This window comes from Aliivibrio fischeri (assembly GCA_038993745.2).
Lineage (GTDB): Bacteria > Pseudomonadota > Gammaproteobacteria > Enterobacterales > Vibrionaceae > Aliivibrio > Aliivibrio fischeri_B.
The window spans coordinates 2,780,783-2,795,789 of the sequence record CP160629.1 but is presented as its reverse complement, the minus strand read 5'-3'; the positions used below and the strand labels follow the sequence as shown (position 1 = coordinate 2,795,789).

The window sequence follows — 15,007 nt, the reverse complement described above, 5'->3', positions numbered from 1 at the left end:
GAAGGGCTTGGTTTTAATTAGTAATTGCGTAGGTTATAGCTGAGGACCCGCTTTAACTAACGCTTTTCCTTCCTCGTTATCTGTGTATTGAGCGAAGTTTTTGATGAAGCGTTGCGCTAAATCTTCCGCTTTGCTGTCCCATTGTAGTGGGTCAGTATACGTGTCACGAGGGTCAAGAATAGAGGCATCAACACCAGGTAGTGATGTCGGTACTTCTAAGTTAAATACAGGGATATTTTTGGTTTTAGCTTGGTCAATTGAACCATCTAAAATCGCATCAATAATGCCACGTGTATCTTGAATTGAGATACGTTTTCCTGTGCCATTCCAACCCGTGTTTACGATGTAAGCTTCAGCGCCTGCCGCTTCCATACGTTTAACCAGTACTTCTGCATATTGTGTTGGGTGAAGCGTTAAGAATGCAGCCCCGAATGCAGCAGAGAAGGTTGGTGTTGGTTCTGTAATACCACGTTCAGTACCTGCAAGTTTTGCGGTAAAACCTGATAGGAAGTGATACTTAGTTTGTTCTGGTGTGAGTTTCGCTACCGGCGGTAGAACACCAAACGCATCCGCTGTTAAGAAGATGACTTTTTTAGCGTGGCCAGCTTTTGAAACTGGTTTAACGATGTTATCGATATGATAGATAGGGTAAGAAACACGAGTGTTTTCTGTTTTAGAGCCATCATTAAAATCAATAGAGCTGTCGCTACGTACTGTGACGTTTTCTAATAATGCATCACGGCGGATTGCATTATAGATATCAGGCTCAGCTTCTTTTGAAAGGCGGATGGTTTTAGCGTAGCAACCACCTTCAAAGTTGAAGATGCCATCGTCATCCCAACCGTGTTCATCATCACCAATTAGTTGGCGTTTAGGATCGGTTGAAAGTGTGGTTTTTCCTGTTCCTGATAAACCAAAGAATACCGCAACATCACCTTTTTCGCCGACGTTAGCCGAACAGTGCATTGAAGCAATACCTTTAAGTGGAAGTAGGTAGTTCATCATTGCGAACATACCTTTTTTCATTTCACCGCCGTACCAAGTACCACCGATGATTTGAACGCGTTCTGTTAAGTTGAAAGCCACGAAGTTTTCAGAGTTTAATCCGTGCTTTTCGTAATTAGGGTTAGTTGCTTTTGCTCCATTCATTACCACGAAATCAGGCTCGAAGTTTTCAAGTTCTGCTTCTGTTGGACGAATGAACATGTTTTTCACAAAGTGTGCTTGCCATGCTACTTCTGTAATGATGCGAACGTTTAAACGAGTATCTGGGTTAGCACCACAGAAACCATCAATAACAAATAAGCGTTTACCCGACAGTTGTGTTGTAACTAGCGACTTTAGATCATCCCAAACTGCTGGCGTGATGGCTTTGTTGTCGTTCTTTCCTTGATCTGACCACCATAGCGTATCTTTGGTAGTGTCATCTTTTACGATGTATTTATCTTTTGGTGAACGACCAGTAAATATACCAGTATCTACCGCAACTGAGCCAAGCTCTGTCATTACACCACGTTCATAACCTTCAAGATCTGGACGTGTCTCTTCTTCAAATAGTTGCTCATAACTTGGATTACGTAGTACGTCTGTAACCCCAGTAAGACCATATTGAGTTAGATCGAGTAGTGCAGCCTTCTTGTGTTCCATAACAGTCATAGGTGCTCCTTAGAGGATTTTGTAGGGATTTTAATATTTCTAATTATTTGTATTCTGCTAATCATGCTAACAACGCGGTAAATTGAAAACAGGGAGATGAATCATAAAATAATCATAAAGTGGTAGTGGTTATTTTATCGCCATCACAAAATAGCAATAGCTCTATTCTACTCTTAATAAAATCGATTGCGCTAGATGTAATTGATTATTATTTAATCAAAATTAAGTGTGGATAAGTGGAATTAAAAGTGTGGTTTATATCAAATTTAGTTATAAAAAAAGCCAACCTAATGGCTGGCTTTTGTAACAGTTTTGCAACTTATTCTATGCAGTAAATTAATGTACTGTATCGTTGCCGCTTGTAGCTTGTTCAAATAGGTTTGCAACATCAATACTGTCGAAATCGTAGCTTGTGCCACAGTAGTCACAGTGAAGAGAAATTTTCCCTTCTGTTTTAATGATGTCATCAACTTCAGCACGATCAATCGTTACGATTGCACCACCGCTGCGTTCACGTGAACAACCACAGAAGAACTCAACGTCTTGAGGTTCAAACAGTTGCACTTTATCTTGGTTATATAGACGGTAAAGTACGTCTTCAGCTGGTAAACCAAACAGTTCTTCATTTTTAATGGTGTCTGTTAGTTGTTCTAAATGTTCAAAGTCATTTTCAGAACCAGTACCATCAGGCATTACTTGCAGTAACATACCTGCAGCGTGAGGTTTACCTTCATATTCACCTAGACGTAACCATAGACGAGTTTTTAGTTGCTCAGAACGCTCGAAGTAACCTTCAAAACATTGTGCTAGATTTTCACCTTCAAGAGCAACAACACCTTGGTAACGCTCACCATCTTTTGGTGTGATAGTGATAACTAGGTAGCCGCGACCCATTAGTTGGTGCAACGTTGCATCTTCAACAATATCACCTTCAAAACGAGCAACACCACGTACTTTTTGGTTGTTATCGCCGTTAATTACTGCAAGAGAAACTGGGCCGTCACCTTGAAGTTGAAGGGTAATAGAACCTTCAAATTTCAATGTTGCAGTTAATAGTGTTGTTGCAACTAATAGCTCACCCAATAGATTTTGAACTGGTTTTGGGTATTCCTTGCTAGAAATGATTTGTTGGTAAGCATCATCTAGTTGAACTAATTCACCACGAACAGATAAATCTTCAAATAGGTAACGATGCAATGTGTTATTTGCCATGAAATACTCCAGCAATTGTATTAAGGGTTGTCGTTACTCATAGTATAGCGGAGACAACCAGTATAAATAAGGTATGAGACAGAAAAGCGTATTTATTGGTGCTTAAACTTCATGATATCGCGTCGTTGTTTTTTATCTGGACGCTTATCTGGTCGTGGGCTACCAAGTGAATTGAGTTTGCGTAATTGCGCATTTTCTTCACGGTGCTTAATACTGTCTTGTGTTTCTTTGTAAAGAGTTTGTGCAATAGGGGCTCCGCGGCGTTGATCGGAAACGATCTCGATGATCACAGTGATCTCTTCATTGTTTCCTTGGCGCAGCTTTATTTCGGCGCCTACTTCCACAATCTTACTTGGTTTTGAGCGTTGTCCATTATATTGAACTTTACCGCCATCAACCATGTTGCGAGCAATTGAGCGTGTTTTATAAAAACGAGCTGCCCAGAGCCATTTATCGAGTCTTACACCCTCTGCAGTGTTTGATTTTGAACTCATGATGTCTACCTAATGTCATATCTCTGCTTCTTAAATGGTGCCTGGAATATTTTTTTCAATCTTTTGAGGGGAATTAATCAAAAATCGTATCTAATTAGAGTCATTAATGAGAAATAATGCTCTAATACGGTGCTTTATTTATGTAATTTCGTGATATGTCTGCGAGTAATTTAAGAAAATACCGTCAATAGCAGCAAAGCTGTGCTGTTCTCTTATAATAAATATAAAATCAGTCATTTAATCATTTTATGACGATGGGAAAGGAAACGTAGGATCCAAATGATAACTAATATGAAAATAGAGAAGATTTCTCAATATTGGTCGATATATCAATCAACAATAGCAAAGAGTTTGACGGTAATTCTCGTTGCTTGGTTTGCGTGGATTTGTGGCTCTCTTTTTTGGTCTATGTTAGCTCCACAAACGTCGGTATCTAAATGGACGCCTAAAACGGTAGCCGTTGCGGTATCTCAAGGTAAACAGGGGAAAGATTCACTTTCTGAACTGTTAAATAGTCAAGTATTTGGTCGCTTTAATGCTGAACAAAAAATAGATCAACCAAAAGCGGTTGAAGTGAAAGATGCACCTAAAACGCGTTTAAATTTAACGTTATCAGGTGTGGTTGCTAGTTCTGAACCATCACTAAGTCTTGCTGTGATAGCTAATCGTGGTAAGCAAAATACGTATGGGATCAATGAAACCATTGATGGTACTCGTGCAAGTGTTAAAGCGATAAGCGCAGATCGCATCATTATCTCTAACAATGGTCGAGATGAAACGCTAATGCTTGAGGGTGTTGAATATACTAAGATTTCTACTGAAAGAAATATAACGGGCAGTTCTGGAACCGTATTAGGAAATAATCGTCAAAATTCGAATCAAGATGAGTTGGATAAAATCCGTAAAGAAATGGCGCAAAATCCACAATCTGTTTTGAAATACATTCGCCTTTCTCAGGTGAACGAAAATGGAAAAATTAAAGGATATCGAGTTAATCCAGGTAAAGACCGTAAGCTATTTGATTCGGTTGGTTTAAAACCGGGTGATATCGCAACCAGTTTAAATGGGGTTGATTTAACCGATCCTGCTGCAATGAGCTCATTGTGGAAAAATATGTCAGAAATGACGGAATTAAACTTAACTGTCCTGCGTAATGGGCAATTATATGACATCTTTGTTGGCTTGTAGCTTGAGAAGATGAGAATGAATAAGGGTGTATTGTGAAAAAGTGGATGGGCAAGGGAGCCTTATTACTTGCAAGCAGCATGATGTGGACATCAGCAATTGCAAATGACTTTAGTGCCAGTTTTAAAGGGACAGACATTCAAGAGTTTATCAATATTGTTGGTCGTAACTTAGAAAAGACCATCATCGTTGATCCGTCTGTGCGTGGGAAAGTCGACGTTCGTAGTTATGATTTATTAAATGAAGAGCAATATTACCAATTCTTCCTTAGCGTACTTGAAGTATATGGATACGCTGTGGTTGAGATGGACTCTGGTATTTTAAAAGTCATTAAAGACAAAGACGCGAAAACATCGGCGGTTCCTGTTCTTGGTGCAAAAGATCAAGTAAAAGGCGATGCAGTGATTACTCGTGTTATCGCTGTTCGTAACGTGTCTGTTCGTGAGCTTTCTCCTTTGCTTCGCCAACTTAATGATAATGCCGGTGCAGGCAATGTCGTTCACTACGACCCTGCAAATATTATTATGATCACAGGTCGTGCAGCAGTGGTTAACCGTTTAGCTGAGATTATCGAGCGTGTTGACCGTGCTGGCGATAAAGAAGTGGAAGTGGTGGAGTTAAATAACGCATCAGCGGCTGAAATGGTGCGTATTGTTGATGCTCTAAATAAAACCACAGATGCGAAGAATACCCCTGCATTCTTACAGCCTAAATTGGTTGCAGATGAACGTACTAACTCGATTTTAATTTCGGGTGACCCAAAAGTACGTAATCGTCTGAAAAAACTCATTAAGCAGCTTGATGTCGAGATGGCGACTAAAGGGAATAATCAGGTCATCTATTTACGCTATGCAAAAGCCGAAGATTTGGTTGATGTGCTAAAAGGTGTGTCAGATAACCTAGCGGCAAGTAAAGGTACTAAGCAAAAGAGCAGTTCACAAAATCGTAATGATGTGATGATTTCTGCACACGTTGATACGAACTCATTAGTGATCACTGCGCCGCCTGATGTGATGCGTGCAATGAAAGATGTGATTGCTCAGTTGGATATCCGTCGTGCTCAAGTATTGATTGAAGCCTTAATTGTAGAATTAGCCGAAGGCGATGGCGTTAATTTAGGTGTGCAGTGGGGTAATTTAGAAACAGGTGCCATGATCCAATACAGCAATACAGGGGCGTCAATTGGTGCCACCATGGTTGGTTTGGAAGAAGCGAAAGACAAAACGACGACAACTGCTGTTTACGATGAAAATGGTAAATTTGTTCGAAATGAAACCACAACTGAAGAAGGTAGCTATGATGCACTAGCAGGTGCTCTTGGCGGCGTTCAAGGTGCAGCAGTAAGTATCATGATGGGGGATTGGGCTGCGTTAGTTACAGCAGTCTCTACCGATTCTAATTCCAACATTCTTTCATCTCCAAGCATTACGGTGATGGATAATGGTGAAGCGTCATTTATTGTGGGTGAAGAGGTTCCTGTATTAACAGGTTCAACATCGGGTTCAAATAATGAAAACCCATTCCAAACCGTTGATCGTAAAGAAGTGGGTATTAAACTAAAAGTGGTACCACAAATTAACGAAGGTGATTCTGTTCGTTTAGATATCGAACAAGAAGTTTCTAATGTATTAGGAGCAAACGGTGCTGTGGATGTGCGTTTTGCAAAACGTCAACTTAATACATCGGTAATGGTACAAGATGGCCAAATGCTGGTATTAGGTGGTTTGATCGATGAACGAGCGCTTGAGAGTGAATCAAAAGTTCCATTCTTAGGTGATATCCCTGTATTAGGTTACCTGTTCAAATCAACCAGTACTCAGGTTGAAAAGAAAAACCTAATGGTATTCATTAAGCCAACCATTATTCGTAACGGTATGACTGCGGATGGCATTACTCAGCGTAAATATAACTACATTCGAGCAGAGCAGTTATATAACGCAGAGAAAGGCTTAAAACTGATGGATGATGCGAACATTCCAGTATTACCTAAATTTGGTAAAGAATTAAATCATCCAGCAGAGATCCAAGCGTTTTCTGAGCAATTTGATGACGAGAAAAAGGAAAAATAATGGCGGATACATTATTTCCTGAATCTAATGCTGTACTTCGTTTGCCTTTTTCATTTGCAAAAAGGCATTCGGTAGTTATTGAATCAAGTACTAATGGATGGGTGCTGTACTATGTATCAGCCCCTTCTTCTATGGTGCTGTGTGAGATTCGCCGCGTATGCCAATCTGGTTTTTCATTAATTCAATTAACTAAAGATGAGTTTGATACCAAGTTAACTCAGGTATATCAACGTAACTCATCAGAAGCTCAACAGTTAATGGAAGATATCGGTGCTGATAGTGACGATTTCTTCTCATTGGCAGAAGAGTTACCAAATAATGATGATTTATTAGAATCAGAAGATGATGCGCCGATCATTAAATTAATCAACGCCATGTTAGGTGAAGCGATTAAAGAAGGTGCGTCGGACATTCATATTGAAACATTTGAAAAAGTATTGTCGATTCGTTTCCGTGTCGATGGCGTGTTGCGTGATGTATTAAGCCCAAGCCGTAAGTTAGCGCCATTATTGGTCTCTCGTGTGAAAGTGATGTCGAAATTGGACATCGCTGAAAAACGAGTTCCACAAGATGGTCGTATTTCATTGCGTATTGGTGGTCGTGCTGTTGATGTGCGTGTATCAACCATGCCGTCATCACATGGTGAGCGCGTGGTAATGCGTTTATTGGATAAGAATGCGACGCGACTGGATTTAAACAGCTTAGGCATGTCGCCTGAAAACCATAAAAACTTTCAGCATATTATCAAGCGCCCACACGGTATTATCTTGGTTACTGGCCCAACCGGTTCTGGTAAATCAACGACCTTGTATGCGGGCTTAGGTGAATTAGATAGTTCCCAATCCAATATTTTAACCGTTGAAGACCCTATCGAATTTGATATTGATGGCATTGGTCAAACACAAGTAAATCCAAAAGTAGACATGACGTTTGCTCGTGTTTACGTGCCATTCTTCGTCAAGACCCTGATGTGGTGATGATAGGTGAGATCCGTGACTTAGAAACCGCAGAAATTGCCGTTCAAGCATCATTAACCGGTCACTTAGTTATGTCAACATTGCACACCAATACCGCGGTGGGTGCGATTACACGTCTTCGTGATATGGGTATTGAACCTTTCTTAATTTCATCTTCATTACTTGGTGTACTTGCACAGCGTCTAGTTCGAACTCTATGTGGTGAATGTAAAGAGGCGTATCAAGCGGATGAAGAGCAGAAGAAATTGTTCTCTCTTTCTGCAAGTGATGAGCTCACACTTTATAAACCAGTGGGTTGTGAACACTGTAATGGTAAAGGTTATCGTGGTCGTACTGGTATTCATGAGCTTTTAGTAGTAAATGAAAAAGTACAAGAGTTGATTCACAAAGAAGTGGGTGAACAAGCGATAGAAAAAGAAGTAAGAAAGTCGACTCGCAGTATTCAACAAGACGGCTTATTAAAAGTACAAAAAGGAATAACCACATTAGAAGAGGTGATGCGAGTCACTCGGGAAGGTTAGATGGCGGCGTTTGAATATAAAGCGTTAGAAAAAGGAAAACAGAAAAAAGGTGTCATGGAGGGAGATAATGCCCGCCAAGTTCGCCAGCGATTAAAAGAGCAAGGCCTCATTCCTGTTGAAGTCATTGAGACTAAATCTAAGCAGCAAAAAAGTGCCTCGCAAGGATTGAGTTTTAAACGTGGGATCAGTGTTAATGATTTATCGTTGATCACGCGTCAATTAGCCACCTTGGTTCAAGCTGGAATGCCACTTGAAGAGAGTTTAAAAGCGGTGGCAGAGCAGGGTGAAAAAGCGCATATCCGTAGCATGATGATGGGAGTACGTTCACGAGTTATTGAAGGTTATCCTCTTGCTGAAAGTTTTGCTGATTATCCTCATGTATTTGATGATCTGTTTTGTTCAATGGTAGCTGCGGGTGAAAAATCTGGTCATCTAGATACGGTATTAAATCGCTTAGCGGATTACGCTGAAAATCGCCAGAAGATGCGCAGTAAATTACAACAAGCGATGATTTACCCGATCATGCTAACTCTGATTGCTATTGCTGTAATTTCATTTTTATTAGCAACGGTAGTTCCAAAGATAGTTGATCAGTTTGTGCAAATGGGACAAGGACTTCCTACGGTTACTGAGGTCTTATTGGCAGCCAGTAACTTTGTTGTTCACTGGGGATTATTGGTTGTTGTGGTTGTAATTGTTTTTATTGCCGGTGTGAAGTGGTTACTTACAAAACCGCATTTACGCTTAGCATGGGATAAAAAAATCTTACAGCTTCCTGTTATTGGTAAGGTGGTTCGAGGGTTAAATACCTCTCGTTTTGCTCGTACATTATCTATTTGTACATCAAGTGCGATTCCTTTGCTTGATGGTATGAAAGTCGCTGCAGATGTAATGAGTAATACCTACTTTAAGCAACAAGTATTAGAAGCAGCAGATAACGTACGAGAGGGTGCAAGTTTACGCGTTTCTCTTGAGCAAACGAAATTGTTCCCTCCAATGATGTTGCACATGATTGCCAGTGGTGAACAAAGTGGTGAATTAGAGCAAATGCTAACGCGTTCTGCGGATAATCAGGACCGAGATTTTGAATCTTTAGTCAATATGGCATTAGGGATTTTTGAACCGTTATTGATTGTCTTTATGGCAGGTATTGTTCTCTTCATTGTTGTTGCGACATTGATGCCAATAATCGAATTAAATAATTTGGTTGGATAGCATTCGCTGCTATCTACCTTTCTTTTATCTTATATGAATTTTTAACGTTAGGAGTTATTCCATGCAAGTCAATTCAGCTCAACGTAAACAAGGCGGCTTTACGCTTTTAGAAGTAATGGTCGTGATTGTAATTCTTGGTGTGTTAGCGAGCTTAGTGGTTCCGAACCTACTTGGTAATAAAGAGAAAGCCGATCAGCAAAAAGCGATCACCGATATCGTTGCTCTAGAAAACTCATTGGATATGTACAAGCTAGATAACAGTGTATACCCAACAACAGACCAAGGTTTAGAAGCACTAGTTTCAAAACCAACAGCAACTCCAGAGCCTCGTAATTACCGTGCAGACGGCTACATTCGTCGTTTACCAAATGACCCATGGGGTAATGAGTACCAATACCTAAGCCCTGGTGATAACGGTACTATCGATATCTTCACATTAGGTGCTGATGGTCAAGAAGGCGGTGAAGGTGCGAATGCGGATATTGGTAACTGGAACATGCAAGACTTTCAATAAGTCTTCATAAATAAGAACAGTGATGAAAATAAAACGTGAGGTTGGGTTTACCCTGATCGAAATAATGTTGGTGTTGGTGCTGCTATCGCTTAGTGCGATGGCCGTTATCATGAGTCTTCCTGATAATCAGGATGACCAGCTGGAAGAAGAAGCCTCACGTTTTTATCAACTTGTTCAACTCCTTAATGAGGATGCTTTGCTCAATGGGATGGATTACGGCATTTACTTTAATCAAGAGCGACAAGAATATCGCTTTATGCAATTAATGGTAGATGGTTGGCAGCCAATTGAGAAAAGCCGCTTTTTTACAGAAGTGAAACTGGAAGAGTCGCTAGAGTTTGATATGACGCTTGGTGGTTCAGCTTGGGCAGATGATGAGCGACTCTTTGAGCCGGGCTCTTTATTTGATGAAGAGATGTTTGCGGATGTCGAAAAAGATAAAAAGCCAACACCTCCTCAAGTCATGGTGCTTTCAAGTGGTGAGGTAACTCCTTTTTCGTTTCGCTTATCTCCGCAAGGTGCTCGTGGAAACCTTGATGATAAGTCATGGCTTATTCGCGTTGAAGAGTCAGGGGTGATTAAGCTATTTGCTCCGGGGGAGGAACGTGATGAGGAGTAAGAAATATCAGCGAACCTCTTCTAAAGGCATGACATTACTTGAAGTCTTAGTGGCGCTTGCTATTTTCGCAACGGCAGCCCTAAGTGTGTTGCGCTCGGTGACTCAACATATAAATACATTAAGTTATTTAGAAGAAAAGACGTTTGCAAGCATAGTGGTGGATAATCAAATGGCATTAATGATGTTAGATAAACCACCGACAACGAAGAAGAAGGGAGAGACAGAACTGGCAGGACAAACATGGTATTGGACGATTGCTCCAGTAAAAACAACGTCTGATATTTTAAAATCTGTGGATGTATCTGTGTCGACCACTAAAGATCAAGAATCCCCTTTAATTACGGTAAGAACGTATGTTGCGCCGTAGTTTTTCTCAACCTTTTTCAAAAGCAAGAGGTTTTACACTCATTGAGGTGATGGTTGCTATTGCTGTATTTGCGACTTTGAGCTTTGCTGCGTATCAAGTAGTAAACCAAGTACAACGCAGTAATGAACAATCATTAGAAAAAAGTGAGCGAATTAAACAGCTGCAACGTAGTTTGGTTTTTCTCGATAATGATTTTCGACAAATTGTTGCTCGCCAATTTCGAACGGGTGGTGAAAAAGCCTCGGAAGCCTTGTTGAAATCGAGAGAGTATTTCCTTGATTCTGAATTCCAAGCCATTTTGTTTGTACGTCTTGGTTGGAAAAACCCACAACAAGCCTTTCCTCGTGGTGAAATTACTAAAGTTGGCTATCGAGTTATTGAAAATAAATTAGAGCGATTATGGTGGCGATATCCAGATACGCCGGTTGGTCAGGAAGCGGTCATTACTCCGCTTATTGATGGCATTGAAGAGCTAAAATTTGAATTTTATGATGGTAAGAAATGGCTAAAAAAATGGGAAATGAAAAATCAATTACCCAATGCCATTAAAATGATACTCACGTTTAAAGATTATGGTGACGTTGAGCGTGTTTACCTGACTCCGGGATTTAAACTGGATAATAATGCTAATCAAAATAGTGATGATTCAAAAGAGGATCGTGGCTAATGAGAAAGGTAGGCGTGATTTCCCATTTTAAAAAGAATAAAGGCGTTGCATTGATTGTGGTACTGCTGCTTTTAGCCATTATGACCACCATTGCTGCCCAGATGTCAGAACGATTATTTCTTCAGTTTCATCGTGCTCAGAATCAGTTAAATCACCAGCAAGCGTATTGGTATTCTATTGGTGTTGAAGCCTTAGCAAAAACCGGAATAGAAGAAGCTTACAAAGATGGAAAAAACATTAATTTAAGCCAAGCATGGGCGACTGAGGAAACCACTTATCCACTTGATTATGGTGAAGCTTATGGTGGTGTAAAAGACAAACAAGCTTGCTTTAACTTAAATGCACTAAGCAGTATTGAAGCCAGTAATGATCCATCTAAACGCCCTTTTTTAGTGGGAGTATGGAAGAATTTATTAGAGTCAGTGGAGGTGGATAATTATCTTGCTGAAACAATTGCTGACTCAACGTGGGAATATCTTGACCCTGATGATGTAGTACGCTCAATGACAGGTGTTGAAGACAACACTTATCAATCCTTTAAACCCGCGTATTTAGCGCCAAATGGTTGGATGGGTGATGTCAGTGAATTACGTGCTGTTAATGGTGTTACAGCAGAAGTTGTTGAAAAAGTATCTCCCCTGATTTGTGCGATACCTAGTGGCAATTGGTACTTAAATGTAAACACCTTAGCGCCGGAAAATGCCAAGATATTAGTTGCGCTTTTTTCTCCAAATTTAAGTGAAGGTGACGCAAGAAGTGTATTAGAAGACCGACCTTTTGATGGATGGGATTCCGTGGATGATTTTCTTGCTGAAGGACCAATTATTCGAGTTGAAGAAAAAGTTCGTAAACAAGCAAAAGATTATTTATCCGTAGATAGTCAGTTTTTTGAGTTAGATGCTCAAGTATTAGTAGAAGATTCGCGCGTACGTGTGCGTTCTTTATTACATAGCAGTGATAAGAAAGTGGTGAACGTTATCCGTCGCCAATATGGAGGAATGAGTGAGCGAACATCTGATAATACGGTTGAATAGTCAGCCATCAGATCCCATTCAATGGATAGTCTGGTCTCCAGAAAATAAAGAAGTGATCGCTTCGGGTGAATTAGATTCATCTGAAGCATTACCTTCGTTGTCGTCATACAGTGAACAACGCATGGTATCAGTGTTGCTGCCAAGCAGTGATGTGTTATTGCGCGAAGTGGTGATACCTGAAGGTGCTGCTCGTCAGTTTTCATCTATGCTACCGTTTATTATTGAAGATGATTTAGCACAAGATGTTGATGATCTTCATATGGTCATTTTGAAAAAAGACAGCAAGTCCGCTCAAGTAGCGATTGTTGAACATAATAAAATGGCCATGTGGTTAGAGCAACTGAGCGATGCAGGGATCCAAACCAAACGATTCATGCCTGACGTATTGGCTTTACCATTTCATGATGATGGTGCGAGTATGGTTCAGTTTGGTCAACAATGGCTTATTCGTCATCATGAATACCAAGGTGCCGTCGCTGAATCTGAGTGGGTATCCATGTTATTGACGGGTATCGTTGAGCGTGCTGAGACCAAATATGAAGATTCAGAAAGTGATGAAGACGCTGAATCATCACCAATGCCTTTTATTCTTCATAGCTATTCTGAATGTGAGATGGAAGTCGCAGGGACTAAGGTTAACCTTGAATCACCTGAACTTGTGATGCAATTATTAGCTGAAGGTTTGTTGTCTTCTAAAGTGAATGTATTAAGCGGCCAATATCGTCCGCAATCTTCATGGAGAAAGCATTGGCGAGTATGGCAAAAAGTGATTCTGTCTCTTGGTCTCGTTATGGTTGCTTTTGTTGCACAGCATGTTTCTGAAGTACAAAAATTAGAGCAACACAGTTTGGCTTTGCATGCGGAAAGCGAGCGTATCTTTCGAGATATTTTCCCTAATAAGCGAAAAATACCAACGGCGAGCTATTTAAAGTCTCAAATGAAAAATGAAGAAGCTCGTTTACAAGGTGGTGCAGGCGGACATGATTTGTTAGCTTGGATGGCAGAGATATCACCTTATTTATCAAAGGTTCCTCAAGTTAAATTACAAAGCCTAAAATTTGATGGCAAGCGTAATGAAATTCGACTTCAAGCCAGTGCTTCTGATTTCCCATATTTTGAGAAGTTGACTTCAGAGCTAGGAACTAAATTTGAAGTAGAGCAAGGTCAATTGAATAAGAATGACGGCCAAGTCTTTGGTGCCATTATCATTAGGAGACAATAATGAAAGCATTTATGGCATGGTGGCAAAGTATCTCTCCACGTGAACGTATATTGGTTGCTGGCGGTGGTGTGGCACTGTTGATCGCGGTTATTTACTGGGGCGGAATAAAACCATTAAATGACCGTGCAGAACTTGCTCAAAATCGAATTAATAATGAACGTAACTTATTAGCGTGGGTTCAGAAAAAAGCCGATACGATCATTACATTAAGAGGTGGGGCATCTTCTAGCTCACAATCTGCAATTCGTCCAATGAATCAGGTGATACCAAGCAGTACTCGTCAATTTAAAATTGAGTTGATTCGTATGCAGCCTCGTGGCGAACAAATGCAAGTGTGGGTAAAACCATTACCTTTTAATTCTTTGGTTAATTGGTTGGCATTTTTACGCGATTCTCAAGGAATAAATGTACAATTTTTAGATTTAAATAAAACTGATGTGGAAGGCGTGGTTGAAGTGAACCGTCTTCAATTAACTCGAGAGGCATCATGAAGTTTAAGTTATTAATCGCGACTGTATTTTCTACTTTTTTTACTTTTAGTGCATTATTGCACATCCCAATTCAGTGGGTTGTGGATCAAGCGCCTAAAGTAAGAGGATTAGAGTTAACTGGGCTTTCAGGGACACCATGGAAAGGACAAGTTGATTCATTATCCTTTCAACGAATGAACTATGGCCAAGTTCAATGGGAAATAGACCCATTAGCTATCTTTAAAGGTCATGCTGTTTTTGCGGTGCGTTTTGGCCGTGGTAGTGAATTAGATTTACGTGGAAAAGGCACGGTTGGTTATAGTGTTTCAATGGGGGCTTATGCTGAGAACTTGGTGCTTTCTTTTCCGATTGCAAATGCAATGAAACATTTGCCTATGGCGGTTCCTATCTCATTACAAGGCCAAGCAGAGATCAGCGTGAAATCTTATCAACAGGGTCAACCTTGGTGTAAACAAGCAACTGGTGAAGTCGTTTGGTCTGGTGGTAAAGTCGTTTCACCATTAGGTAATATTGACCCTGAAACCGTCATTGCTGATGTGACTTGTAGTGACAATAAAATCAGTCTTGTTAGTAAGCAATCATCAAAAGATGTTGCGAGCCAATTTGATGTTACCCTTAATCCAAATCGCTCTTATCAAGTAAGTGGTTGGTTTAAACCTGAAGCTAATTTCCCTTCAAGTTTAAGAAGTCAGTTGAAATGGGTAGGCAAGCCTGATTCAAAAGGGCAATATAGAGTGACATACTCAGGACGTCTATAAAGGAAA

Annotated in this window: 14 protein-coding genes and 1 pseudogene; 12 read left to right on the top strand and 3 right to left on the bottom strand. The window is 40.3% G+C overall.

Features of this window, described 5'->3' with window-relative positions:
- Positions 1 to 33: 33 nt before the first annotated feature.
- The 3 genes from pckA to hslR all read right to left on the bottom strand — a co-directional run bounded on the left by pckA (position 34) and on the right by hslR (position 3,362).
- Entirely contained in the window at positions 34 to 1,656 is a 1,623-nt protein-coding gene (pckA, locus tag AAFX60_013405) for a phosphoenolpyruvate carboxykinase (ATP) (protein XDF77588.1), read from the bottom strand.
- A gap of 336 nt (positions 1,657 to 1,992) precedes the next feature.
- Positions 1,993 to 2,868 carry an Hsp33 family molecular chaperone HslO gene (hslO, locus tag AAFX60_013400; protein XDF77587.1) on the bottom strand — a complete coding sequence of 292 codons (876 nt, stop codon included), beginning with the start codon at positions 2,866 to 2,868 and terminating at the stop codon, positions 1,993 to 1,995.
- A gap of 92 nt (positions 2,869 to 2,960) precedes the next feature.
- Positions 2,961 to 3,362: a ribosome-associated heat shock protein Hsp15 gene (hslR, locus tag AAFX60_013395; protein XDF77586.1), complete on the bottom strand. Its 402-nt coding sequence runs from the start codon at positions 3,360 to 3,362 to the stop codon at positions 2,961 to 2,963.
- A gap of 279 nt (positions 3,363 to 3,641) precedes the next feature.
- Between hslR and gspC the strand changes: the two genes are divergently transcribed.
- The 12 genes and pseudogenes from gspC to AAFX60_013335 all read left to right on the top strand — a co-directional run bounded on the left by gspC (position 3,642) and on the right by AAFX60_013335 (position 15,001).
- On the top strand, positions 3,642 to 4,550 hold the full coding sequence (gene gspC / locus AAFX60_013390; protein ID XDF77585.1) for a type II secretion system protein GspC: 909 nt from the start codon (positions 3,642 to 3,644) through the stop codon (positions 4,548 to 4,550).
- Between the two features lie 32 nt (positions 4,551 to 4,582).
- A complete protein-coding gene (gene gspD / locus AAFX60_013385; GenBank protein XDF77584.1) occupies positions 4,583 to 6,616 on the top strand; it encodes a type II secretion system secretin GspD in 2,034 nt (677 codons plus the stop codon).
- Positions 6,616 to 8,114 (top strand): annotated as a pseudogene (gene gspE, locus AAFX60_013380) (type II secretion system ATPase GspE). The gene gspD and the pseudogene gspE overlap by 1 nt, the downstream one beginning before the upstream one ends.
- A complete protein-coding gene (gspF, locus tag AAFX60_013375; GenBank protein ID XDF77583.1) occupies positions 8,115 to 9,329 on the top strand; it encodes a type II secretion system inner membrane protein GspF in 1,215 nt (404 codons plus the stop codon).
- Between the two features lie 61 nt (positions 9,330 to 9,390).
- On the top strand, positions 9,391 to 9,843 hold the full coding sequence (gspG, locus tag AAFX60_013370; protein ID XDF77582.1) for a type II secretion system major pseudopilin GspG: 453 nt from the start codon (positions 9,391 to 9,393) through the stop codon (positions 9,841 to 9,843).
- A 22-nt stretch (positions 9,844 to 9,865) separates the two neighbouring features.
- Complete coding sequence (gene gspH, locus AAFX60_013365) at positions 9,866 to 10,462, top strand: type II secretion system minor pseudopilin GspH (protein ID XDF77581.1); 597 nt, start codon at positions 9,866 to 9,868, stop codon at positions 10,460 to 10,462.
- A complete protein-coding gene (gene gspI / locus AAFX60_013360; protein ID XDF77580.1) occupies positions 10,452 to 10,829 on the top strand; it encodes a type II secretion system minor pseudopilin GspI in 378 nt (125 codons plus the stop codon). The genes gspH and gspI overlap by 11 nt, the downstream gene beginning before the upstream one ends.
- Entirely contained in the window at positions 10,816 to 11,496 is a 681-nt protein-coding gene (gene gspJ, locus AAFX60_013355) for a type II secretion system minor pseudopilin GspJ (protein XDF77579.1), read from the top strand. Before gspI ends, gspJ begins: the two co-directional genes overlap by 14 nt.
- Entirely contained in the window at positions 11,496 to 12,530 is a 1,035-nt protein-coding gene (gene gspK / locus AAFX60_013350; GenBank protein XDF77578.1) for a type II secretion system minor pseudopilin GspK, read from the top strand. Before gspJ ends, gspK begins: the two co-directional genes overlap by 1 nt.
- Positions 12,499 to 13,752 carry a type II secretion system protein GspL gene (gene gspL, locus AAFX60_013345; protein ID XDF77577.1) on the top strand — a complete coding sequence of 418 codons (1,254 nt, stop codon included), beginning with the start codon at positions 12,499 to 12,501 and terminating at the stop codon, positions 13,750 to 13,752. Before gspK ends, gspL begins: the two co-directional genes overlap by 32 nt.
- The gene (locus AAFX60_013340; GenBank protein ID XDF77576.1) at positions 13,752 to 14,243 is read left to right on the top strand and encodes a type II secretion system protein M; all 492 of its coding nucleotides are present in this window, start codon (positions 13,752 to 13,754) and stop codon (positions 14,241 to 14,243) included. Before gspL ends, AAFX60_013340 begins: the two co-directional genes overlap by 1 nt.
- The gene (locus AAFX60_013335) at positions 14,240 to 15,001 is read left to right on the top strand and encodes a type II secretion system protein N (GenBank protein ID XDF77575.1); all 762 of its coding nucleotides are present in this window, start codon (positions 14,240 to 14,242) and stop codon (positions 14,999 to 15,001) included. The genes AAFX60_013340 and AAFX60_013335 overlap by 4 nt, the downstream gene beginning before the upstream one ends.
- Positions 15,002 to 15,007: the final 6 nt, after the last annotated feature.

What these genes read in the sequence shown, in the direction of transcription:
- pckA (XDF77588.1), bottom strand. Translation starts at nt 1,656, where the DNA reads ATGACTGTTATGGAACACAAGAAGGCTGCACTACTCGATCTAACTCAA.
- hslO (XDF77587.1), bottom strand. Translation starts at nt 2,868, where the DNA reads ATGGCAAATAACACATTGCATCGTTACCTATTTGAAGATTTATCTGTT.
- hslR (XDF77586.1), bottom strand. Translation starts at nt 3,362, where the DNA reads ATGAGTTCAAAATCAAACACTGCAGAGGGTGTAAGACTCGATAAATGG.
- gspC (XDF77585.1), top strand. Translation starts at nt 3,642, where the DNA reads ATGATAACTAATATGAAAATAGAGAAGATTTCTCAATATTGGTCGATA.
- gspF (XDF77583.1), top strand. Translation starts at nt 8,115, where the DNA reads ATGGCGGCGTTTGAATATAAAGCGTTAGAAAAAGGAAAACAGAAAAAA.
- gspG (XDF77582.1), top strand. Translation starts at nt 9,391, where the DNA reads ATGCAAGTCAATTCAGCTCAACGTAAACAAGGCGGCTTTACGCTTTTA.
- gspH (XDF77581.1), top strand. Translation starts at nt 9,866, where the DNA reads ATGAAAATAAAACGTGAGGTTGGGTTTACCCTGATCGAAATAATGTTG.
- gspI (XDF77580.1), top strand. Translation starts at nt 10,452, where the DNA reads ATGAGGAGTAAGAAATATCAGCGAACCTCTTCTAAAGGCATGACATTA.
- gspJ (XDF77579.1), top strand. Translation starts at nt 10,816, where the DNA reads ATGTTGCGCCGTAGTTTTTCTCAACCTTTTTCAAAAGCAAGAGGTTTT.
- gspK (XDF77578.1), top strand. Translation starts at nt 11,496, where the DNA reads ATGAGAAAGGTAGGCGTGATTTCCCATTTTAAAAAGAATAAAGGCGTT.
- AAFX60_013340 (XDF77576.1), top strand. Translation starts at nt 13,752, where the DNA reads ATGAAAGCATTTATGGCATGGTGGCAAAGTATCTCTCCACGTGAACGT.
- AAFX60_013335 (XDF77575.1), top strand. Translation starts at nt 14,240, where the DNA reads ATGAAGTTTAAGTTATTAATCGCGACTGTATTTTCTACTTTTTTTACT.